General features: G+C 54.7%; 24 protein-coding genes. 12 read left to right on the top strand and 12 right to left on the bottom strand.

What is annotated here, in order from left to right; genetic code table 11:
- Window positions 1-82: 82 nt before the first annotated feature.
- The 7 genes from fliL to fliR are packed head-to-tail and all read left to right on the top strand — an operon-like array spanning window position 83 to window position 4,295.
- Window positions 83-583, top strand: a complete 501-nt coding sequence (gene fliL / locus ACIQW9_RS06005; protein ID WP_402334191.1) for a flagellar basal body-associated protein FliL — start codon at window positions 83-85, stop codon at window positions 581-583.
- Between the two features lie 4 nt (window positions 584-587).
- Window positions 588-1,586 carry a flagellar motor switch protein FliM gene (gene fliM, locus ACIQW9_RS06010; RefSeq protein ID WP_011871359.1) on the top strand — a complete coding sequence of 333 codons (999 nt, stop codon included), beginning with the start codon at window positions 588-590 and terminating at the stop codon, window positions 1,584-1,586.
- The gene (gene fliN / locus ACIQW9_RS06015) at window positions 1,579-2,004 is read left to right on the top strand and encodes a flagellar motor switch protein FliN (RefSeq protein WP_402334194.1); all 426 of its coding nucleotides are present in this window, start codon (window positions 1,579-1,581) and stop codon (window positions 2,002-2,004) included. Before fliM ends, fliN begins: the two co-directional genes overlap by 8 nt.
- Complete coding sequence (gene fliO / locus ACIQW9_RS06020) at window positions 2,001-2,444, top strand: flagellar biosynthetic protein FliO (RefSeq protein WP_402334197.1); 444 nt, start codon at window positions 2,001-2,003, stop codon at window positions 2,442-2,444. Before fliN ends, fliO begins: the two co-directional genes overlap by 4 nt.
- On the top strand, window positions 2,434-3,192 hold the full coding sequence (fliP, locus tag ACIQW9_RS06025) for a flagellar type III secretion system pore protein FliP (protein ID WP_402334200.1): 759 nt from the start codon (window positions 2,434-2,436) through the stop codon (window positions 3,190-3,192). Before fliO ends, fliP begins: the two co-directional genes overlap by 11 nt.
- A gap of 9 nt (window positions 3,193-3,201) precedes the next feature.
- The gene (fliQ, locus tag ACIQW9_RS06030) at window positions 3,202-3,471 is read left to right on the top strand and encodes a flagellar biosynthesis protein FliQ (protein WP_402334203.1); all 270 of its coding nucleotides are present in this window, start codon (window positions 3,202-3,204) and stop codon (window positions 3,469-3,471) included.
- Window positions 3,472-3,509: 38 nt separating this feature from the next.
- Window positions 3,510-4,295 carry a flagellar biosynthetic protein FliR gene (gene fliR / locus ACIQW9_RS06035; RefSeq protein WP_402334205.1) on the top strand — a complete coding sequence of 262 codons (786 nt, stop codon included), beginning with the start codon at window positions 3,510-3,512 and terminating at the stop codon, window positions 4,293-4,295.
- A gap of 81 nt (window positions 4,296-4,376) precedes the next feature.
- On the opposite strand, the gene flgL is transcribed toward fliR, so the two are convergent.
- From flgL to flgB, 11 genes are all read right to left on the bottom strand, one after another.
- A complete protein-coding gene (gene flgL, locus ACIQW9_RS06040) occupies window positions 4,377-5,600 on the bottom strand; it encodes a flagellar hook-associated protein FlgL (protein WP_402334208.1) in 1,224 nt (407 codons plus the stop codon).
- Window positions 5,601-5,611: 11 nt separating this feature from the next.
- Window positions 5,612-7,564, bottom strand: a complete 1,953-nt coding sequence (gene flgK / locus ACIQW9_RS06045) for a flagellar hook-associated protein FlgK (RefSeq protein ID WP_402334211.1) — start codon at window positions 7,562-7,564, stop codon at window positions 5,612-5,614.
- A 110-nt stretch (window positions 7,565-7,674) separates the two neighbouring features.
- On the bottom strand, window positions 7,675-8,628 hold the full coding sequence (gene flgJ / locus ACIQW9_RS06050; protein ID WP_402334214.1) for a flagellar assembly peptidoglycan hydrolase FlgJ: 954 nt from the start codon (window positions 8,626-8,628) through the stop codon (window positions 7,675-7,677).
- Between the two features lie 20 nt (window positions 8,629-8,648).
- Window positions 8,649-9,782 carry a flagellar basal body P-ring protein FlgI gene (locus tag ACIQW9_RS06055; RefSeq protein WP_402334217.1) on the bottom strand — a complete coding sequence of 378 codons (1,134 nt, stop codon included), beginning with the start codon at window positions 9,780-9,782 and terminating at the stop codon, window positions 8,649-8,651.
- Window positions 9,783-9,810: 28 nt separating this feature from the next.
- The gene (locus ACIQW9_RS06060; protein ID WP_402334220.1) at window positions 9,811-10,479 is read right to left on the bottom strand and encodes a flagellar basal body L-ring protein FlgH; all 669 of its coding nucleotides are present in this window, start codon (window positions 10,477-10,479) and stop codon (window positions 9,811-9,813) included.
- A 42-nt stretch (window positions 10,480-10,521) separates the two neighbouring features.
- Complete coding sequence (gene flgG / locus ACIQW9_RS06065) at window positions 10,522-11,304, bottom strand: flagellar basal-body rod protein FlgG (RefSeq protein WP_402334223.1); 783 nt, start codon at window positions 11,302-11,304, stop codon at window positions 10,522-10,524.
- Window positions 11,305-11,365: 61 nt separating this feature from the next.
- Window positions 11,366-12,106 (bottom strand): flagellar basal-body rod protein FlgF, encoded by a 741-nt coding sequence (gene flgF, locus ACIQW9_RS06070; protein WP_402334225.1) that lies wholly within the window; start codon window positions 12,104-12,106, stop codon window positions 11,366-11,368.
- Window positions 12,107-12,174: 68 nt separating this feature from the next.
- Window positions 12,175-13,419 carry a flagellar hook protein FlgE gene (gene flgE / locus ACIQW9_RS06075; RefSeq protein WP_402334228.1) on the bottom strand — a complete coding sequence of 415 codons (1,245 nt, stop codon included), beginning with the start codon at window positions 13,417-13,419 and terminating at the stop codon, window positions 12,175-12,177.
- A 30-nt stretch (window positions 13,420-13,449) separates the two neighbouring features.
- On the bottom strand, window positions 13,450-14,118 hold the full coding sequence (locus ACIQW9_RS06080; RefSeq protein WP_402334231.1) for a flagellar hook assembly protein FlgD: 669 nt from the start codon (window positions 14,116-14,118) through the stop codon (window positions 13,450-13,452).
- Between the two features lie 18 nt (window positions 14,119-14,136).
- Window positions 14,137-14,541, bottom strand: a complete 405-nt coding sequence (flgC, locus tag ACIQW9_RS06085; RefSeq protein WP_353156669.1) for a flagellar basal body rod protein FlgC — start codon at window positions 14,539-14,541, stop codon at window positions 14,137-14,139.
- A gap of 2 nt (window positions 14,542-14,543) precedes the next feature.
- Entirely contained in the window at window positions 14,544-14,963 is a 420-nt protein-coding gene (flgB, locus tag ACIQW9_RS06090; RefSeq protein ID WP_402334234.1) for a flagellar basal body rod protein FlgB, read from the bottom strand.
- Window positions 14,964-15,150: 187 nt separating this feature from the next.
- On the opposite strand from flgB, the gene flgA reads away from it, so the two are divergent.
- The 3 genes from flgA (at window position 15,151) to ACIQW9_RS06105 (ending at window position 16,775) form a co-directional block, all read left to right on the top strand.
- On the top strand, window positions 15,151-15,858 hold the full coding sequence (gene flgA, locus ACIQW9_RS06095) for a flagellar basal body P-ring formation chaperone FlgA (RefSeq protein WP_402334237.1): 708 nt from the start codon (window positions 15,151-15,153) through the stop codon (window positions 15,856-15,858).
- Window positions 15,859-15,979: 121 nt separating this feature from the next.
- Window positions 15,980-16,288 carry a flagellar biosynthesis anti-sigma factor FlgM gene (gene flgM / locus ACIQW9_RS06100; protein ID WP_402334239.1) on the top strand — a complete coding sequence of 103 codons (309 nt, stop codon included), beginning with the start codon at window positions 15,980-15,982 and terminating at the stop codon, window positions 16,286-16,288.
- A 40-nt stretch (window positions 16,289-16,328) separates the two neighbouring features.
- Window positions 16,329-16,775 (top strand): flagella synthesis protein FlgN, encoded by a 447-nt coding sequence (locus ACIQW9_RS06105; RefSeq protein ID WP_402334242.1) that lies wholly within the window; start codon window positions 16,329-16,331, stop codon window positions 16,773-16,775.
- Window positions 16,776-16,883: 108 nt separating this feature from the next.
- Here the strand turns inward: ACIQW9_RS06105 and ACIQW9_RS06110 are convergent, their stop codons facing one another.
- Entirely contained in the window at window positions 16,884-17,213 is a 330-nt protein-coding gene (locus tag ACIQW9_RS06110; protein ID WP_402334245.1) for a hypothetical protein, read from the bottom strand.
- 173 nt (window positions 17,214-17,386) lie between these two features.
- Between ACIQW9_RS06110 and ompR the strand changes: the two genes are divergently transcribed.
- Window positions 17,387-18,154, top strand: a complete 768-nt coding sequence (gene ompR / locus ACIQW9_RS06115; protein WP_402334248.1) for a two-component system response regulator OmpR — start codon at window positions 17,387-17,389, stop codon at window positions 18,152-18,154.
- Window positions 18,155-18,184: 30 nt separating this feature from the next.
- Complete coding sequence (locus tag ACIQW9_RS06120) at window positions 18,185-19,552, top strand: ATP-binding protein (RefSeq protein ID WP_402334251.1); 1,368 nt, start codon at window positions 18,185-18,187, stop codon at window positions 19,550-19,552.
- Window positions 19,553-19,560: the final 8 nt, after the last annotated feature.

The following is a 19,560-nucleotide window of genomic DNA, read 5'->3' on the forward strand; positions in this document are numbered from 1 at the left end:
TCTCTTTTCAATGCATCCCGTGTGTCGTTTTTTTTTAATAATGGCGTGTAACCAGAATGCATGCAGCACTTGAGGAAAACAGATGGCAACAAAAGTAGATCCCAAAACAACCAGCACAAACGTGGAACCAAAACCGAAGAAATCAAGAATCTTGATTATCGTGCTCGCGTTGTTGATCATCCTGGCTGGCGGTGGCGCTGGTGCATGGTATTTTCTGGATCAGAAAGCAACGGTGCAACCTGCAAAAGCAGCGCACGTGGAAGCAAAGCCGCCGGTGTTTTTGCCGATGGAAGCGTTCACCGTCAATCTGCTGGCTGAAAACGGCGAACAATTTCTGCAAACCAGTTTTACGCTGCAAGTATTGGATCAGGCACAGGTGGATTTGATCAAGCTGTACATGCCGCATGTGCGTAGCCGCATACTGTTGCTGTTGTCGAGCAAAAAGGCTTCGGAAATCCTGACCGTGGAAGGCAAGACCAAGTTGGCCGAAGAAATCATCAATATTTTCAAACAACCATTTACACCACAGGGCCCGACCGTCAAGGTAAGCAGCGTGTTGTTTACCTCATTCGTCGTGCAATAAAATCATGGCCGATAATTTCCTCTCACAGGAAGAAGTTGATGCTCTTTTAAAGGGCGTCAATGGCGATCAGGATGAGGCCGGCAAGCCTGAAGATTCGACTGGCGTGCGTCCATACAATCTTGCAACGCAAGAACGTATCGTGCGCGGCCGCATGCCGACGCTGGAAATTATCAATGAACGATTTTCGCGCCTGTTGCGCATCGGCCTGTTCAATTTTCTGCATCGCAGCGCCGAAGTTTCCATCGGTCCGGTGCGCGTATCAAAATACAGCGAATTCATACGCAATCTGGTGGTGCCGACCAACCTGAACCTGATTCACATGAAGCCGCTGCGCGGCATCGGCCTGATCGTGCTCGATCCGAATCTGGTCTTCCTGCTGGTGGACAATCTGTTCGGCGGCGATGGCCGCTTCCATACACGGGTGGAAGGTCGCGATTTCACGCAAACAGAACAGCGCATCATCCAGCGCATACTCGGCATCATTTTTGAAACCTATGCCAAGTCATGGGAACCCGTCTATCCGGTTGAATTCGAGTACATCCGCTCGGAGATGAATACTCAGTTCGCCAACATCGCGACCCCGAATGAAGTGGTGGTTGCCACCACTTTCACGATCGAACTCGGTCCGGTCAGCGGCGACCTGCATTTCTGCGTGCCCTACTCGATGATCGAACCGATACGCGATCTGCTGACCAGCAGCATGCAGGGCGAAACGCTGGAAATGGACAAGCGCTGGATACGCTTGATGACGCAGCAGATCCAGACTGCAGAAGTTGAAATTCTCGCCAATATGGGGTCGGCCAAAGTAACCCTGGGCGACATCCTGAACATGAAGATCGGCGACATTATTTCGATCGCCGTACCGGAGCAGGTCACGGCGGAAGTCGATGGCGTACCGGTGATGGAATGCTCATACGGAAAACTGAATGGGCAATATGCTTTGCGTGTGGAAAAACTGATCTATAGCGCAAACGATACAACGCAAGGAGAAGATCATGAGTGAAGAAAACGCATCCCAGACTACTGCGGAAGACGATTGGGGCGCGGCCATGGCCGAGCAGGAGCAGACGGAAGCAGAAGCTGCTGCGATGGCACCGAAAGCGGCCGCTGCCACCGTCTTCAAGGATTTCTCCGGTGGTGACCTGAAAACCGGTACGCACAACGATATCGACTTTATCCTGGATATCCCGGTGCAACTGACGGTAGAACTCGGCCGCACCAAGATCGCCATCAAGAATCTGCTGCAACTGGCGCAGGGTTCCGTCGTCGAGCTCGACGGTCTGGCCGGCGAACCGATGGATGTACTCGTCAACGGCTGCCTGATTGCACAAGGTGAAGTCGTGGTGGTGAATGACAAATTCGGCATTCGTCTCACCGATATCATCACGCCGTCAGAACGTATCCGCAAATTGAACCGATGATTTTTCCTCGTCTTATCTTGCTGGCGGCAGCTCCGCTGGCGATGCTGGCAACAGCGGCCCGCGCTGCCGATGCACCTGCTGCTACCGCTGCTGCGGCCAATACATCGACAGCTGGCAATCTGCTGCAAGTCACATTGGGCCTGCTGGTCGTACTGGGCCTGATGGCAGCCGCAGCCTGGATGCTGCGCCGTTTTACCGGCGCAAAAGGCAGCAGTGCCGCCAATATCAAGATCATAGGCGGCGTCAGCGTCGGCAATCGTGAACGCGTCGTGGTTGTCGAAATCGCCGATCAATGGATAGTCGTGGGCGTCGCACCGGGCCGCGTCAATGCCTTGAGCACGATGGCTCGCCAGGAAACACCCGTCATGACCGATGCTCCGCCGGCAAAGAATTTTTCCAGCTGGCTCGCGCAAACAATCGAAAAACGCAATGTCCAATAGCACTTCTCCCCTGCTGCGTCGCTGCCTGCCCCTGTTGCTGCTGGTCTTGCCGATGGCAGCCATGGCGCAGCAAGCCGGCCTGCCCGCATTGACCAGTACACCGACGCCGGGCGGCGGGCAAACCTATTCGCTCAGCCTGCAAACCCTGCTGCTGCTGACCGGCTTGTCGTTTTTACCGGCCGTGCTGCTGATGATGACCAGTTTTACCCGCATCATCATCGTGCTTTCATTACTGCGCCAGGCGCTCGGCACCCAGAGTTCGCCGCCGAACCAGGTCATCATCGGACTGGCATTGTTCCTGACCCTGTTTGTCATGAGCCCGGTGCTGGACAAGATTTACGTCGACGCCTATCAACCCTTCTCCGCCAACAAGATCCAGATGGGTGAAGCGCTCGACAAGGCGGTAGCGCCTTTGAAAACCTTCATGATCAAGCAGACCCGCGAATCCGATCTGGCCCTGTACGTCAAAATGTCCAAAGGGCCGGAGCTGCAAGGACCGGAAGATATTCCGCTGCGCATACTGGTACCGGCCTTCATCACCAGCGAACTGAAAACCGCTTTCCAGATCAGCTTCGCCATCTTCATTCCCTTCCTGATCATCGACATGGTGGTTGCCAGCGTCTTGATGTCGATGGGGATGATGATGGTGTCACCGGCGATTGTGGCCTTGCCGTTCAAGCTGATGCTGTTCGTCCTGGTCGATGGCTGGCAATTGCTGATCGGCTCACTGGCGCAAAGTTTTTACTAAGGATTTGCTATGACTCCCGAAACCGTCATGACCATGGGCCGTCATGCGATTGAAATTACCTTGATGGTAGCGGCGCCGATGTTGCTGGTTGCGCTGGGCATCGGCCTGATCGTCAGTATTTTCCAGGCCGCCACGCAAATCAATGAAACCACACTGTCCTTCATTCCGAAACTGGTCGGCATTTTTCTCGCATTGATCATTGCCGGGCCGTGGATGCTGACCGTGATGCTGGATTACATGCGCGAGACGTTCACCAATATCCCCCTACTCGTCAGCTAAATGCAGCGCCAGCTTCCCGGGCTTCGCATCATGTCGACATGATCTCTGTTACCAGCGCCGAATTACATACCTGGATCGCCTCTTTCCTGTGGCCACTCACGCGCATCCTCGGCCTGATTTCGGTCGCACCGCTATTTGGCAACGTGAGCGTACCGGCACGCGTGAAGATCAGCCTCGGCATCATGCTCGCATTGGTCATTGCGCCTACCGTACCGGCTCTGCCTGCCATGGATCCAATGTCGCCTGCCGGCCTGCTGATTCTGGTGCAGCAATTACTGATCGGCCTCACGATGGGTTTTGCGATGCGCATTGTGTTCGCCGGTGTGGAAATGGCAGGCGAAATCACCGGCATGACCATGGGTCTCGGCTTTGCCAGTTTTTTCGATCCGCAAACGCGCGCACGATCGTCGGCGATCAGCCAGTTTCTGGCGCTGCTCATACTGATGATTTATCTATCGACCAATCTGCATCTGGTCGTTCTCTCCACGTTGGCGCAAAGCTTCGAGCTGCTGCCGATTTCGAGCAGTTTTGTTTCGACGGAAGGTTTTTTTCAGATCGTCAAATGGGGGGGACGTATTTTCAGCGCCGGCGTTCAGCTATCTCTGCCCATGGTTGCCGCACTGCTGATGACGAATATCGCCCTCGGCATTTTGACGCGGGCTGCACCGCAATTGAACATCTTCGGTATCGGTTTCCCGATCACCATCGGTGTCGGCTTCATCATGATCGCCATCGTCCTGCCTTATCTGATGAATCCCTTCATCAATTTGATGCAGGAAGGAATTGATGCGATAGGAAGAATTACCGTGGCGCTGGCGCCGTAAGACCCGCTACCAGATCATGCACATGATGCATGTATGAACTAACAGCTAGGGGCTAACAGCGATAGAGGGAAAAGCCGAACCTTAGCGCAGCAGGTTGAACAGACTCAGGCCGGTGATCTTGATGAAGGATTGCTGTGCCGCCTGCAGCGTGTACTGCTGCTGTGTGAACTGCGAATACGCCTCTACCGGATCGATCTCCTGCAAAGCCTTCAGGGTTGACTGATATTGCAGCTTCATATCCATACCGGAATCTTCCAGATTATCGACCTCTTTCAAGCGCGATCCGATCGTGGTGCGCATGGTCAGAATATTGTCTATGGTTTTGTCGATATTGGTATTGGCGGTATTGAGCGCATTCGTCAGTCTGGTCTGGCCGGGCTGGCCTTCACCGGTTACAGAGAGGCTGTCGATCAGATTGTTGATCGTCGTGAATATGCTTTGTTCGGTACTCGGCTTGACGGTGAAAGTATCCTGATCGGCAGGGTTACCCTTGATGTCGAACTGCATGCCGCCAATTGTAATCGCCTGACCGCTGACAAAGGGTAGGTCCGTTGGCAAGGGCGGCGGCACTGGAGCTGGTGTTTCTGTTACCTGATAGGTGGTGAGGCCGGTAACAGCATCTACCGCAAACGTCAGCTCATACGTATGACCATTCAACTGGGCGAGATCGGATACCGATCCCAGACTCACTACGCCGGTGCCGTTATTTCCGGCATCGGCTGCTGTCACGAAACGACCGTTACCGGTTTTGCCGCTCTCGAACACATCTGTGCCGGAATCGCTGCCCGCCAATTGTCGCGCTGTGTCCACCTGCAGCATGCGTTGTCCCTGGTCGCCGTTGTAGGTCGCGCCGGAAGCGGATTGGGTGAATGGCTGCGAATTTGTCTGATAACCGCCGAAGATGTAATTGCCGCCTGGGTCGCGCGTATTCGCCAGACCCATCAATTCATCAAAGTTGCTGCGCAGTTGCGTCAGATAGGTTTGACGTTGCTGATCATTCATTGAGCCATTACCTGCACCCACTACGGCATCCTTGACCGATTGCAGCAGCGACGTAACGCTTTGCAAAACGCTTTCTTCCTGTGACAAGGCGCTTTTTACATTCTGGCGATTAATTGAAAACTGATCGTTAATCGATATGGCTTGATTGACACCCAAAGCCGTTGCTGCAGCAACCGGGTCATCTGCCGGCGACAAGATGCGACGACCGCTGGCCACCTGCTGCTGCGTTCTGGCCATCGCAGCCTGCAGCTCGCTCATCTGCCTGGAGCCCATTTCAAATATCATATTGGTGCTGATACGCATGGTCTTTACCTCTATCGAGCTATGGAGATCAGGACATCGAACATGTCGCTGACTGCCTGCATTACCCTGCCGGAAGCCTGATAGGCCTGCTGATAACGCAAAAGATTGGTCGCTTCTTCATCCAGATTCACACCCGACTCTGATTGCTGGGCCGTCTGTATTTGTTTCAGCAAGGTGGCCTCGGCCAGGCTATTGCTTTGCATCTCGCGTGTTTTATTGCCAATCAGACTCACCACTTGGCTATAGGCGTCGTTATAACTAGCCTTGCCATCCTGCAGGACCTTCTTGGTTTGCAATTCACCGAGCGCCAGCATATTGCGATTGTCACCAACACCGTTAGCATTGGCGCTGATGGTGAACTTGTCGCCTTCGCCAGGAGTGCCACTAATCTGAACTTCCGCACCACCGAAGGAGATGGTTGCACCGGCGGTAAAAGCGATTGTTGTCAGATCAGGAGGCGTGGCGGCCGGGACGGGAGTCGACACGCCATTGATGGTCACCGTCACATCCATGCCTTCCGGAAAACCGCTCAGGGTTCCGGTGGTCGCGTCATAGGTCAGCGTAACCGGTGTACTGACAGTGGCTGCAGTAAAAGCGGCATTGATCTTGCCAGCACTGATCGCTCCGTTGCCGATATTGCTTGCTGGTGCAGTAGTGCGAATCGGTGTGCCGGCGGCAATCGCTGCTACATCCTTGATCAATACACTCAGACTCGAAGCACCATTGACGGTCGGTTTTACTATGAATTCGTCGCCTGCAGCCAGCGCACCTGTCAGCGAAAAGGTCACGCCATCCATCTCTATCGGTAGATCTGCATCTGCAAAGTTTGTGGAAGTGTTATCCGGCAGGCGCGTCACCTTGTAATTGGTGCCGTCGTAAGACACGCGATAATCGTTGGTCGTCAATGCATCGACGTTACTGATGGTCGCAGCTATCCCCGATCCGGGTGAATTATTTTCACTCGGATTAATAAGCGGCTGGGCCACACTGAAAAAATCGCCCCCCAGCGCGCCATTCTGATCCTGCCCCAGTTTGTGCTGCGCATTGAAGGTGGAAGCCAGGCCGATTGCAATCCGGCCCAGCGAATTCTGCATCGTATCCAGTGTCTCACTGCGATACTTGAACAAACCGCCCAGATTGCCACCGATTAAAGAGCTTTCCGGCAGGATGACAGTATTGCCATTATCAATGTAGGCAACTTGCAGGCGTTTCGGATCGGTAGGCGAGGTCACGGTCATCAGTTCCCGTGCACTGTGTCCTATCACCAGCGGCTGGCCGTTGCCTATGAAGATACCGTAACCACTGTCCTGCTTAAGCACCGTCACCTTGGTTTGCTTGGCCAATTCGGAAACGATCAGATCGCGTTGATCGAGTAGGTCATTAGGCGCTTGCCCGGTGCCATTCTGCGCCTTGGAAATCGCCTCGTTCAACTGGGCGACTTGCTTGGCGTAGGCATTGATAGTCGTTACGGCCGAACTGATTTCATTGTTGACACCGTCTTGCATGCCTTGCAATTGTCCAGCCATGCTTTGGAAGCGCGCGGCAAGTGATTCCGCACCTGACAACATGGCCTGGCGCGATGGCGCTGCAGCCGGATTTGCCACCAGATCTTGCACACCTTTAAAGAAATCAGCCAACACCGGCGTCAGGCCAGTGGTCGGGTCGGCGATCATGTTATTGATCTTGTTGATTTGCGCGTAATACGTGGCCAACTGGCTGGCCGTGCCCTGGCCTGCAATTGCCTGCGAGCCGAGAAACTCGTTGTACACCCGCTGTATGGTTTGCACGTTGGTACCGTTGCCGATAAAACCGTAGCCGAAGTTCTGCCCACCCACCGATGCCTGAATCACCAATTGCCGGCTGTAACCCGGCGTCGCCTGATTGGCGATATTGTGTCCGGTAGTGGCAAGTCCCGCCTGTGCTGCGGCGAGGCCACTCTGGGCGATGCTGAGAATATTGGCCATGGTTTTTCTTTAAACGCTATATCGATGTGTACGGCATGACGATGGAAAACTTGAGCGGAGCTACTTAAAACTTAGATAACATGCGCTTTCCTGCATGCCGGAAACACTGCTCAAGCCGATAGATTCTTGTTGATGATGTGCGTGAGTTTTGCCGCATAGTTGGGGTCAGTTGCATAACCGGCACGCTGCAAACCTTGTGCAAAACCTTGAACATCACTGGCATTGGCCAGCACCTTTTCATAACGCGGATTATTCTTCAGCAGCTTCGCGTAATCGCGAAACGAGTCTGCATAGGAATCGTAGGCACGGAATTTTTCCACCCGTTTTTGCGGTGCGCCGTTGACGTATTCCGTTGTCACGGCATCCACGGTCTTGCCTTTCCAGCCGCCGGTCGCCTTGATGCCGAACAGATTGTGACTGCTGCCGCCATCTGCGGTGCGCATCACATGCTTGCCCCAGCCGCTTTCCAGCGCGGCCTGGCCCAGCATGAATTTGGCTGGAATACCTGTGGTTTTGCTGGCTTCTTCTGCGTGCGCATTCAATTTGTTCTGGAAGGCCTGCACATGCGCAGGCTGCCCAGAAGTCGAGACTGCCATTTCGGCTGCAGCCACGGTGACATCGTCTCCCTCGTAGGCCGCCGCCAGTTTTGAATGCTTGCCGTAGATATCACGGATCTGCACTGCCTGCATCAAACCGATTTCATTGCCGCCCGTTGCGCTGCTGGGCTCATCGCTCATCGCGGCAGTATCGGCCACCGCATTGTTGACGCTCAACTGGCGTATCAGCACTTCGGCCAGTCCTATGCCCTTGTTGGCCATGCTCTGACTCATTTGCTGATCCAGCATCGACGTATACATCTTGGTCTGCTGGTTATCGAACACGCCTTCCTGCGGCGTAGCTTCGCGCATGCTTTTCATGATCATGTTCATGAACAGCGCTTCGAACTGCTTGGCTGCAGCCTTCAGCGAATCAGGCGAATTCTGGCGCGCTGACTGCTTCAGCGATTCGATGCCCTTGGCATCGATCGCGAGCGAACTGTTCGAGTTGTCAGCAGGCGTGATCATGCGTAATTAATCATCTGTAATTAAATGATTTCCAGTTCTGCGCGCAGCGAACCGGAGGCTTTCATCGCTTGCAGGATGGCCAGCAAATCCTGTGGCGTCGCGCCTATCGAATTCAGGGCTTTCACGACATCTGCCAGCGAAGTGGAATTTTTCAGCAGGATGACTTTACCCGGCTCCTTGCTGATTTCAATTTGCGATTGTTGCGCCACCACGGTCTGCCCACCGGAAAACGGCGCCGGCTGGCTGATGACAGGCTGAGTATTGATCGTGACCGACAGATTGCCGTGCGAAACCGCGCAGGCATCCAGCGTCACTGCCTGATTCATTACGACCGAGCCGGTACGTGCATTCATGATGACCTTGGCGCTGACCTGCGCCGGCGTCACATTGATGCTTTCCAGTGCACCGAGGAAACTGACGCGCTCGTCGTTGCTCGCCGGAGCGCGCACACGAATGACGCGACCATCCTGTGCCGCTGCCGTTTGCGGGCCGAAGCGCGCATTGACTGCATCGACCACGCGGCTGGCGGTGGAAAAATCACTTTCTTTCAGTTCCAGGAAAATCACGTCGCCCTGACCCAACGTCGTCGCTACCGCGCGCTCTACCGTGGCGCCTGCAGAAATCCGGCCCACACTCAAATGATTAATCTGCGCCTTGCTGCCGTTGGCTGCCGCACCTGCGCCCCCCACCACGACGTTACCCTGCGCCATACCGTAAATCTGGCCGTCTGCACCTTTTAACGGCGTCATCAGCAAGGTGCCGCCGCGCAGGCTTTTTGCATTCCCCATCGACGACACGGTAATGTCCAACGTCTGACCCGGTTGTGCAAATGCCGGCAGCGACGACGTCACCATGACTGCGGCCACGTTCTTCAATTGCAGATTGGTGCCTTGCGGCAGGTTGATGCCCATTTGCTGCATCATAGTGATTACGCTTTGCACCGTAAACGGCGTTTGCGTGGTTTGATCACCGCTGCCGTCGAGGCCGACGACCAGGCCATAACCAATCAATTGGTTCTGCCGCACGCCCTGGATGCTGGTCAGATCTTTCAGGCGCTCGGCATGCGATGCGAGCGGCATCAGCAGGCACGCCGAACAGGCGAGTATCTGCAATGATTTTTTAAATATGGAAGGTGGTTTGAGTACGGTTTTCATGTGGTTTCCTGGTTGCCTTCTAGAGAAATCAGAGAGGCAGTACGCTGAGGAAGAAACGCGCCAGCATCGATGCCACTTCGGCGCCATCTACTGTACTGTTGGTGCGATATTCAATTTTTGCATCGGCCACCTGTGTGGACGAGACGATATTGCCGGAGTTAACGGTGCTCGGATCAATCACGCCGGAGAAGCGGATGAATTCGGATCCCTTGTCGAGTGAAACCTGTTTTTCCCCTGCCACGATCAGATTACCGTTCGACAGCACATCGATCACGGTGACCGTCATGGTACTGATAAAATTATTGCTGGAAGTGACCGCTCCCTTGTCTTCATACTTGATGGCATTCGATCCGCTTGCACTCAGACGATTGGTCAGGCTGCCCAGCAGTCCAAACACGTTAGGCGCCGACGCCGTCACACTGCCGGTTTTGCTGGCGGCACTGCCTGCCTGCTTGCCGGCCGAACTCTTCTCGTTGATGACGATCGTGATCGTGTCGCCAATCAAACGTGCGCGGCGATCTTCAAATATCGGGCGATAGGCAGCTGCCCGAAAAATCGCACCATTGGCCGGTGGCGCAATTGTGTTGGCTGCCTGCGGACGCGCCGTCAACGGTGTTTTTACGATGGTATCCGGCGTCGAACAAGCCGAGAGTGCCGCGCTTGCCACCACAATCAATGCCATCAAAGAGTTTTTCATTGCCATTCCTTTACACACTATCCGCGCGACCACGCACCTCGCTCAAATCTGCGTCAAACGTTGCAGCATCTGGTCGGATGTGGTGATTGCCTTGCTGTTGATTTCGTATGCGCGTTGCGTCTGGATCATGCTGACCAGTTCTTCGACCACGTTGACGTTCGACGTTTCGACATAATTCTGCTTGAGCAAACCGGCGCCGTTGGAGCCAGGCGTATTGGTATTCGCCGTGCCGGATGCCGTGGTTTCCACGTACAGGTTTTCGCCCCGACTCATCAAGCCGGCCGGATTGATGAAGGTCGCCAGTTGCAGCGAGCCGACCTCGGTTGCTGCCGTCGTGCCGGACAAGGTGACCGAGACGATACCGTCGCGGCTGATCGTGATCGCCGTCGCGTTTTCCGGCAGCGTGATGGCAGGCTGGATCGGGAAGCCGCTGGACGTCACCATCTGGCCCTGATTGTTGGTCTGGAAGGAACCGTCGCGCGTGTAGGCGGTGGTGCCGTCCGGCATCAATACCTGAAAGAAGCCGTCGCCTTCAATCGCCAGATTCTTGGCATTGCTGGTCAGTTGCAGATTGCCTTGCGTATGAATACGTTCGGTCGCTACCGGACGCACACCGGTACCGAGTTGTAGACCGGATGGCAACTCCGTTTGCTGCGAAGACGCAGCGCCCGGCTGGCGTATCGTTTGATACAGCAGATCCTCGAAAACGGCACGTGAACGCTTGAAGCCGGTAGTGCTGACGTTGGCCAGGTTATTCGAGATGACGTCCATCTGCGTTTGCTGCGCATCCAGACCGGTTTTGGAAATCCATAAGGAACGTATCATTTTTTTCTCCGATGTCGGTTAATCAAAACCAGACGGTTACTTCATTGTGCCCGTACAGCCATTAACTCAAAGCGAGAAACTCGGTGGCTTTGGCAGCGTTACTCTCGGCATGCTTCAGCATATTCATATGGAGCTCGAACTGCCTTGCCAGACTGATCATGTTGACCATCGCATCGACAACATTGACGTTACTACCTTCGACCGCGCCGCTGACTACACTCACGCCGGCATCGGACGCCACGTCTGCACCATCTTTGGTAACGAAAAAACCGTCGTCGGCACGTTTCAGATTGGCTTCATCCGGATTAACCAGCTTCAGGCGTCCGACCTGTATCGTCTGACCCGGCCTACTACCCGATTCCACCGAAGAGATCGTGCCGTCCTTGGCAATCGTGACATGCACATTCGGCGGAATGGAAATTGGTCCGCCATCGCCGAGCACATTCAAGCCGGACTGCGTTTGCAGCACACCGTTCTCATTGACTTTCAGACTGCCGGAACGCGTATATCCTTCCGTGCCGTCGGCACGCTCTATCGCCAGCCAGCCTTTGCCCTGGATCGCGACATCAAGATCACGCCCGGTTTGCTGAAACGGCCCGGCACGGAAATCGGTGCCTACCGTCGAGTCGACCACGAAGGTACGCGTTGGCAAAGCCGCATTGACCACCGGCACCGCACGGAAGGTATCGAGCTGTGCACGAAAGCCGGTAGTCGAGACATTCGACAGATTGTGCGTCACCGTCGCCTGCTGCTCCAGGATCTGCTTGGCACCAGTCATCGCGGTGTAAATCAGTCTATCCATTTCTTTCTCCTGTGATCAGTCGCATCAGCTTTGCAAACCAGCCGAGACGACTGCCATCACTGCCTGCATTAGCGCAAGTTCACCAGTGTCTGCAGAATCTGATCCTGCGTCTTGATGGTTTGTGCATTGGCCTGATAGACGCGTTGCGCCGTGATCATGTTGACCAGTTCGGCGGTCAGATCGACATTGGACTCTTCGACCCGCGACGACTGCACCGAACCCAAGCCGGTACTTTGAGGAGTCGCCGTCCTTGGGCGTCCAGACTCTGCCGTTTCTACCCATTGATTGTTACCAACGTTTTGCAAACCATTGGGATTCTCAAAATTCGTTAGTGCGACTTGACCCAATATATTGGACTGACCATTTGTATATCTACCGAGAATCATGCCGTCATTCGATACACTAAAGCTGGCCAGCATACCGGCTGCATAACCGTTAGGTAACTGTTTACTCACCCCAAAACTACCGGCAAACTGCTGAGAGCCTTTATGGTCTAGTGTGATACTTAACGGTGCTGCTCCAGTAGTAACTGCTATTGGAACAACGAGTGTAGAGGGGTTGGTTGTCAAAGCCCCGCCACTACCAAATGTCATCGTACCCAAGGCTACTGGCGCATTGGCTGGTGGCACTGCTGCTGGATCATATCCAATCGGCACATTATCGGCACTTGCAAACACGCTCCACTGATTAGCAGCAGTCTTGACGTAATAAGTACTCAAAATATGCGAGTTACCCTGGCTGTCATAAACCGGTACGGATGTAGAGTGAGTGTAAGTTGTAGAGTCACTATGATTAAAATCTGCCGCAGTCTTATCAGCTTCTCCGGAGTCCAGCTTTACAGATAAATCATAAGTAGTTGTGGCCTGTGGTGCCAAATCAGCTTTATTGATAATCAATGGGCTAGGACCAATCGAAGGGATGCCGTTTGCGTCCAGCAAGAATCCCGTCAGACGCCCACCTGATGCATTTTCAATGAACCCCTCTTTGCTTAAAGTAAATTGTCCGTTGCGGGTATAGGACGGCGCGCCATTGGTATCCATACGAAAAAAACCATTACCGTTGATCGCCATGTCCAAAGGATTATTGGACAGCGTGACATTACCCTGGCTGAACAATTGCGCCACCCTTGCAACCTGCGTACCGATACCGATCTGCGCAGCGCCGGAGCCGGTCAAGGTGCTGGCATAGATATCGGAAAACTGCACCTGGGACTGCTTGAAACCGACTGTACCCGAGTTAGCGACGTTATTGCCGATTGCTTCTAGACTTTTGGTAGCGGCATTCAATCCGCTCAAACCTTGTTGGAAACTCATGTATTTCTCCTGGGTTGGTTTGCCGCTGTATTAAAGATATTGACGAATATCGGAAAGATCGAGTGCGCCCAGTCCGGGTACATTCAGCTTCACGCCGTTTTGGCCGGTAGTCACGGTCGTCACCATCCCAAACTGCAGTTCGTTGGCCGTGACTGCCTTGCCAGCGACCAGCGCCGTTACAGCAAACGTATAAGTGCCCTCTTCCGCCTTGCTGCCATCCGCTTTTGTGCCATCCCACAGCAGCGGCACAGTGCCAGCATCTTGCTTGCCCAAGCTCAGCGTCTGCACCACGTTGCCGGCTGCATCCTTGATCACTACTTCCGCCGAATCGATCGCTTCCGGGAATTCAACGCCCATCAGTGCTTTATCTTCTGCCAGGCCGAGTTTGTTGCCCGGCGCCAGCACGCCATGACCAATCAGGTTGGCGGACTGCAGCGTTTGGCTGGACTGGTAGCTGCCAATCAGGGACTGCAGCGTTTCATTCATTTTGTCGATCCCGGTCACCGTCGACAATTGCGCCATTTGACTGGTTACCTGAGCGTTATCCATAGGATTCAGCGGATCCTGATTTTGCATCTGCGTAATCAACAGCTTCATGAAGCGATCCTGCGCTTCATCTACGCTGGATTTGGTCTTCGTCGCACTCGGATTCATCGCGTCGAGTACAGACTGCGGCAAGGTATTACTGATAGCGCTCATGATTATTCCTTTTATTGTTTACTGACCGAGCGTCAGCGTTTTCAGTAGCATCGTCTTGGCCGCATTCATGGTTTCGACATTGGTTTGATAGGAACGCGAGGCGGAAATCATGTTGACCATTTCTTCCACGACATTCACATTCGGCATCGCGACATGGCCGGTTTCATCGGCATTCGGATGTTTTGGATCGAACACCATTTTCAGCGGCGAAGCGTCTTCGACCACCTGCTTGACCTTGACGCCTGTGGATGTCGCACCCGCCATCGGCAGCGACTGAAATTCCACCTGTTTGGCGCGATAGGTCTTGCCATCGGCGCTGGTGGTGCTTTCGGCATTGGCGATATTGCTCGAGACCACATTGAGGCGCTGACTCTGCGCACTCATGGCCGAACCGGCAACGTTAAAGATATTAAATAGCGACATGATTATTGCCCCTGAATAGCGGTGAGCATTCCCCTGATTTTCGACGATGCCAGCGTGACGCTGACTTCATAGCGCATCGCGTTATCGGTAAACTGATTGCGCTGCACATCCATATCGACCGTGTTGCCGTCGATATTGCCCTGCTGCGTATTGCTGTATAACAGCGGCGCTCCGCCTATCGTCGCGTGCGTATTCGACGACAGATGTGCCGCAGTCGTCTTCACCAGAGCGGCCGGCGCTGTTGCGCCGCCGGCGCTCTTGGCTATCGCGCCTTGCAAGGCCTTGTTAAAATCGATGTCACGCGCCTTGAAGTTGGGCGTATCCGCATTGGCAATATTCGATGCCAGCAATTGCTGACGTTGCGCGCGCAGACTCAGTGCCGTCTCCTGAAAGCGCATCAAGTCATCAAGTTTTCCGATCATGTCGACCTCCGAAGTGCGCGTTCAGGAACTTCCCGTTCTGCGCCGATAATGGATTTGTATAGCGTGGATCATACGGAGCACACACCCGCTTCGATCAAACGATAAGAAGACAAAAATCCGTGCTATTCCCAGCTTTGCCGTAGCATCCAATCAGTACCATGGTCGTGCGATCAATCCATAGCCAGCCATGAGACACACTTTTAATTTTGTTATTGCCGCCCTCGCTCTCTCCGCGCAATGTGCTGTCGCGCAGGGTGTCGAGCCCGAAGCGCGTCAGGATCTGGGCGTACTGAAACAAACGGCCGAACAGTTTTTGCGCACGCAGGCTGCCGGCTTGCCGGGTGAAGTGCGGATAACGATGGGCTCTATAGATCCACGCACCAAATTGCCGGCATGCGTCGCACCGGAAGCATTCCTGCCCGCATCCAGCAAGGCCTGGGGCAAGACCAGCGTAGGCTTGCGTTGCAGCGCCCCATCCCGGTGGACCATTTATGTACAGGCAAAAGTACAGGTACACGGCGAATACATCGCCGCAGCTGCCCCGCTATCACAGGGACAAACCATAGGACAGGGCGACATTGCCACGCTCAAGGGCGACCTCACCACTTTGCCGGCCGGCGTCATCACCGATGCATCGCAGGCCATAGGCCGCACCGCAGCCACCATGGTGGCGCTGGGTGCGCCGCTGCGGCAGGATGCATTGCGCAACCAGCAGGCAATCCAGCAGGGACAGGCGGTGCGGGTGATCGTCAATGGCGCAGGCTTCAGCGTCTCCAGCGAAGCGCGCGCACTGAATAATGCAAATGAAGGCCAGTTAACCCAGGTCCGCACACCGGCAGGTCAGGTCATTAGCGGAATTGCAAAATTGGGCGGCGTCGTTGAATTAACGTATTAACAAGCTAGATTGAGAAACAAAATTTTACGTTTCACCAATTTAATATTAAAGTTTGGCCTAATAACGCCGTTAGTCCCATCAAGAGATAGGCGTTTTGCCGCAAACCAAACGGGGTGATGTCGTGAAAATTGATGACTCAAGCAAGAAAACCGCAGGCATAGGCGTCAATACGACGCAAACCCGCGCGGGCAAGGGAACTGAAAAAGCCGCAGGCGCCAGCAGCAGCAAGGCTCCGTCGGCCAATGTCACGCTGTCGACGCAAGTACAGGCGTTGACCAGCCAGGTTTCCAGTGCCAGCGCATTCGATACTAAAAAAGTGGAAGAGATCAAGGCAGCGATTGCCGGCGGTCAGTTCCAGGTCAACGCAGAACGCGTTGCAGATGGACTGATGGACACGGTAAAAGACCTGATCTCCGCCCGGAGAGGTTAATTTCAACATGGATTCGTTCGGTAGCAACCCTGCAGACAGCTTGAGTGAAGAACACAAAGCTGTACGCGCATTGACGGAATTGCTGCAACTAGAGCAGGAAAAGCTGATTGCCGCCGATATCGAAGCCATCGCCGCCTTGACCGAACCCAAGGCAAAAGCTGCGCTGCACATGGCCGAACTGGCCGCCAAACGACACGCACGCCTCGGAACAGCAGGTTTTGAAACAAACGAAGCGGGCATGCAAGCCTGGTTAGGCAGCCCTGCCGCTTCGGCTACTGCGAAGACATCCTGGCATGAACTGATTGCACTGGCGGAAGCCGGCAAGGAACTGAATCGCGTCAACGGAACGCTGCTCAACAAGCAGATAGTGCGTAATCAGAACGTGCTCAATATCCTGCAGCATGGCAGCGTGCAAGGCAACAATACCTACGGACCGGACGGTCAGACAGCAAGCAAGGCCATGAGCCGCCACATCGTCGCCGGCTGATTATTCATGTATTGACGGGTCCCACCCGTCGTGTCTGCACTCCGCAAAAAAATATGCCGCCAGTGATGGCGGCATATTTTTTTGCTTTCACTATCCGGCTTGAAGCATCTATCGGCGCGGCGCATAAATATCGCGTCCAGCCTCATCAATCTGGCGGCGCAATGCGCGCCGTTCGTCGGGCGACAAACGCGGATCGCGGCGCCCCTGATCCTGCCGCCCCGCATTACGATCTGCACCATAGTCGTCACGACGTTCGCGCGCCTGACGTTGGCCATTATCCCCACGCCTATCCTGATTGAAACGTTGACGAGAATCATCCTGCGTCACATATCCGAACGCATTCCCCTGGAAGCGTGACTGCGCATACGCTGTCGTTGTGCCGGCAAACGCTGCAAGCAGCACCATCACCAATCCCATTCTCTTCAATGTTATATTCATCATTGTCATCTTCCGCTGCGCTCCCGATGGACACGCCCCCTGTTGCAAACCATGTCCAAAGTTTATGCTGCTTTGCAGCCAGCCCTAAGTCCATTTCCGTAAAGGTTGTAACACTTTGTAATGCCTGCAATTCACCTTGTACCGAAAAGTCTTTCTGACGTTACCATAGCAAAATGAATACGACAAATGTACCCATGAAGGAACCAGGCCATTCGACCAATGCGCATCAAACCAAGGTGCTGGTGGTGGATGACGATTTGCGTTTGCGCGACTTGCTGCGTCGCTATCTGTCTGAACAAGGATTCAATGTAGTGACGGCAGAGAATGCGCAGGCGATGAACAAGCTCTGGCTGCGTGAACGCTACGACCTGCTGGTACTGGATCTGATGCTGCCGGGAGAAGACGGCCTGTCGATCTGCCGCCGTCTGCGCGGTGCCGGCGACAAGACGCCTATCATCATGCTGACCGCCAAAGGCGAAGATGTCGATCGTATCGTCGGTCTTGAAATGGGCGCCGACGATTACATTGCCAAACCTTTCAACCCGCGCGAACTGGTGGCGCGCATCAGCGCCGTGCTGCGTCGTGTCGGCCCCGATGAAGCGCCGGGTGCGCCGTCCGAAACGCCGCAATCATTTACCTTCGGCGAGTTTACGCTGGATCTCGGCACACGCACGCTGAAAAAAAATGACGAAACCGTACCACTGACCACTGGTGAATTTTCCGTCTTGAAGGTGTTTGCACGCCACGCCCGCCAACCGTTATCACGTGAAAAACTGATGGAACTGGCGCGTGGTCGCGAATATGAAGTATTCGATCGCAGCCTCGATGTACAGATTTCACGCCTGCGGAAATTGATCGAACCGGATCCATCCACGCCACTGTATATTCAAACCGTCTGGGGTCTCGGCTATGTCTTCATTCCAGAAGGCAAGCCGCGCTAATCTCTTTGCAACTGCGTGAAAAATCCACGGATGTCCATATCGTCAAATCGCCTGAACTGGATAAGAAGCGGTCTATTCTGGCGCACTTTTTTTCTGCTCGCCTTTCTGATTGCCGCCAGCATGGCTGCCTGGATCGCCAGCTATCGCGCGGTTGAAGAGACACCGCGCGCCAACCAAATCGCCGCACAAGTCATCTCCGTCGTTACCATTACACGTGCCGCTCTGACACACTCAGCGCCCGACTTGCGGCGCGAATTGCTGTTCGATCTTTCCAGCAATGAAGGCATACGCGTCTATCCGCTGGAAGACAGCGATCGCGTCGAACCTCCTATCGAAAACAGCGTGGTGCGCAGCATTCAGGAAAGCGTACGCGCTGCATTGGGCAAGGACACCCGTTTTGCCCGTACAGTCAACGATGTCGCCGGCTTCTGGGTCAGCTTCACCATTTCCGACGATGAGTACTGGCTGATGCTGGATCGCAGTCGGGTGGAAGCCAGTTTTGGCGCGCAATGGATAGGCTGGGGTGCGGCCACCCTGCTGTTATCGCTGCTGGGCGCACTGATGATTTCCGGCCTGATCAACCAGCCATTGGCGCGCCTCACCGCCGCCACCCGTGCGATTGCCAACGGACAGTGGCCCGCGCCCTTGCCGGAAAGCGGCCCGACTGAAATCCGTGAAGCCAATCACAGCTTCAATCAAATGGTCGATGACTTGAACCGGGTGGAGTCCGACCGCGCAGTGGTTCTCGCCGGTATTTCACACGATCTGCGCACCCCGCTCGCTCGCATGCAGCTGGAAGTGGAAATGGCGGGCCTGCAGGATGATGCGCGCAAAGGCATGCAATCCGATCTGGAACAGATGGACGCCATCATCGGCCAATTTCTGGATTATGCGAAGCCGGTAGACAGCAGCCATTTCAAATCCATCGACCTGACGGCGTTGCTATCGGAAGCGGCGCACGAAGCCGCCCGTCTGCCCGATGTGCAGGTGCACCCCGTCATTGAAGACAAGGTGATCGTCCTCGGGAATGCCATCGATATCAAACGCGTCGTCAATAACCTGGTTGAAAATGCGCGCCGCTACGGCAAGGCGATTGACGCCCATCATGTCGATATCGACATATGCTGCCGCATCGAGGGCGACAAAGTCATACTGGAAATCGCTGATCACGGCGCCGGCGTGCCGACAGAAGAGATTGTCCGCCTGCTGCGCCCCTTTACCCGCATGGATAGTGCACGCGGACAAGCCAATGGTGCCGGCCTGGGCCTGGCGATCGTCGATCGCATCATCAAGCGGCACGGCGGCAAGCTGCATCTGTTCAATCGCGATGGCGGCGGGCTGACGGTACAGATAGTCCTGGCCAATCCCAGGAAACGCCACTCCCCTTTTACCATCTGAGCTGCCTG

It is taken from the genome of Herminiimonas sp. NPDC097707 (assembly GCF_044761395.1).
Taxonomy (GTDB): Bacteria; Pseudomonadota; Gammaproteobacteria; order Burkholderiales; family Burkholderiaceae_D; genus Oxalicibacterium.

Coding starts and splice junctions, on each gene's coding strand:
- fliL (WP_402334191.1), top strand. CDS start 83: ATGGCAACAAAAGTAGATCCCAAAACAACCAGCACAAACGTGGAACCA.
- fliM (WP_011871359.1), top strand. CDS start 588: ATGGCCGATAATTTCCTCTCACAGGAAGAAGTTGATGCTCTTTTAAAG.
- fliN (WP_402334194.1), top strand. CDS start 1,579: ATGAGTGAAGAAAACGCATCCCAGACTACTGCGGAAGACGATTGGGGC.
- fliO (WP_402334197.1), top strand. CDS start 2,001: ATGATTTTTCCTCGTCTTATCTTGCTGGCGGCAGCTCCGCTGGCGATG.
- fliP (WP_402334200.1), top strand. CDS start 2,434: ATGTCCAATAGCACTTCTCCCCTGCTGCGTCGCTGCCTGCCCCTGTTG.
- fliQ (WP_402334203.1), top strand. CDS start 3,202: ATGACTCCCGAAACCGTCATGACCATGGGCCGTCATGCGATTGAAATT.
- fliR (WP_402334205.1), top strand. CDS start 3,510: ATGATCTCTGTTACCAGCGCCGAATTACATACCTGGATCGCCTCTTTC.
- flgL (WP_402334208.1), bottom strand. CDS start 5,600: ATGCGTATCAGCACCAATATGATATTTGAAATGGGCTCCAGGCAGATG.
- flgK (WP_402334211.1), bottom strand. CDS start 7,564: ATGGCCAATATTCTCAGCATCGCCCAGAGTGGCCTCGCCGCAGCACAG.
- flgJ (WP_402334214.1), bottom strand. CDS start 8,628: ATGATCACGCCTGCTGACAACTCGAACAGTTCGCTCGCGATCGATGCC.
- ACIQW9_RS06055 (WP_402334217.1), bottom strand. CDS start 9,782: ATGAAAACCGTACTCAAACCACCTTCCATATTTAAAAAATCATTGCAG.
- ACIQW9_RS06060 (WP_402334220.1), bottom strand. CDS start 10,479: ATGAAAAACTCTTTGATGGCATTGATTGTGGTGGCAAGCGCGGCACTC.
- flgG (WP_402334223.1), bottom strand. CDS start 11,304: ATGATACGTTCCTTATGGATTTCCAAAACCGGTCTGGATGCGCAGCAA.
- flgF (WP_402334225.1), bottom strand. CDS start 12,106: ATGGATAGACTGATTTACACCGCGATGACTGGTGCCAAGCAGATCCTG.
- flgE (WP_402334228.1), bottom strand. CDS start 13,419: ATGAGTTTCCAACAAGGTTTGAGCGGATTGAATGCCGCTACCAAAAGT.
- ACIQW9_RS06080 (WP_402334231.1), bottom strand. CDS start 14,118: ATGAGCGCTATCAGTAATACCTTGCCGCAGTCTGTACTCGACGCGATG.
- flgC (WP_353156669.1), bottom strand. CDS start 14,541: ATGTCGCTATTTAATATCTTTAACGTTGCCGGTTCGGCCATGAGTGCG.
- flgB (WP_402334234.1), bottom strand. CDS start 14,963: ATGATCGGAAAACTTGATGACTTGATGCGCTTTCAGGAGACGGCACTG.
- flgA (WP_402334237.1), top strand. CDS start 15,151: ATGAGACACACTTTTAATTTTGTTATTGCCGCCCTCGCTCTCTCCGCG.
- ACIQW9_RS06110 (WP_402334245.1), bottom strand. CDS start 17,213: ATGAATATAACATTGAAGAGAATGGGATTGGTGATGGTGCTGCTTGCA.
- ompR (WP_402334248.1), top strand. CDS start 17,387: ATGAATACGACAAATGTACCCATGAAGGAACCAGGCCATTCGACCAAT.
- ACIQW9_RS06120 (WP_402334251.1), top strand. CDS start 18,185: ATGTCCATATCGTCAAATCGCCTGAACTGGATAAGAAGCGGTCTATTC.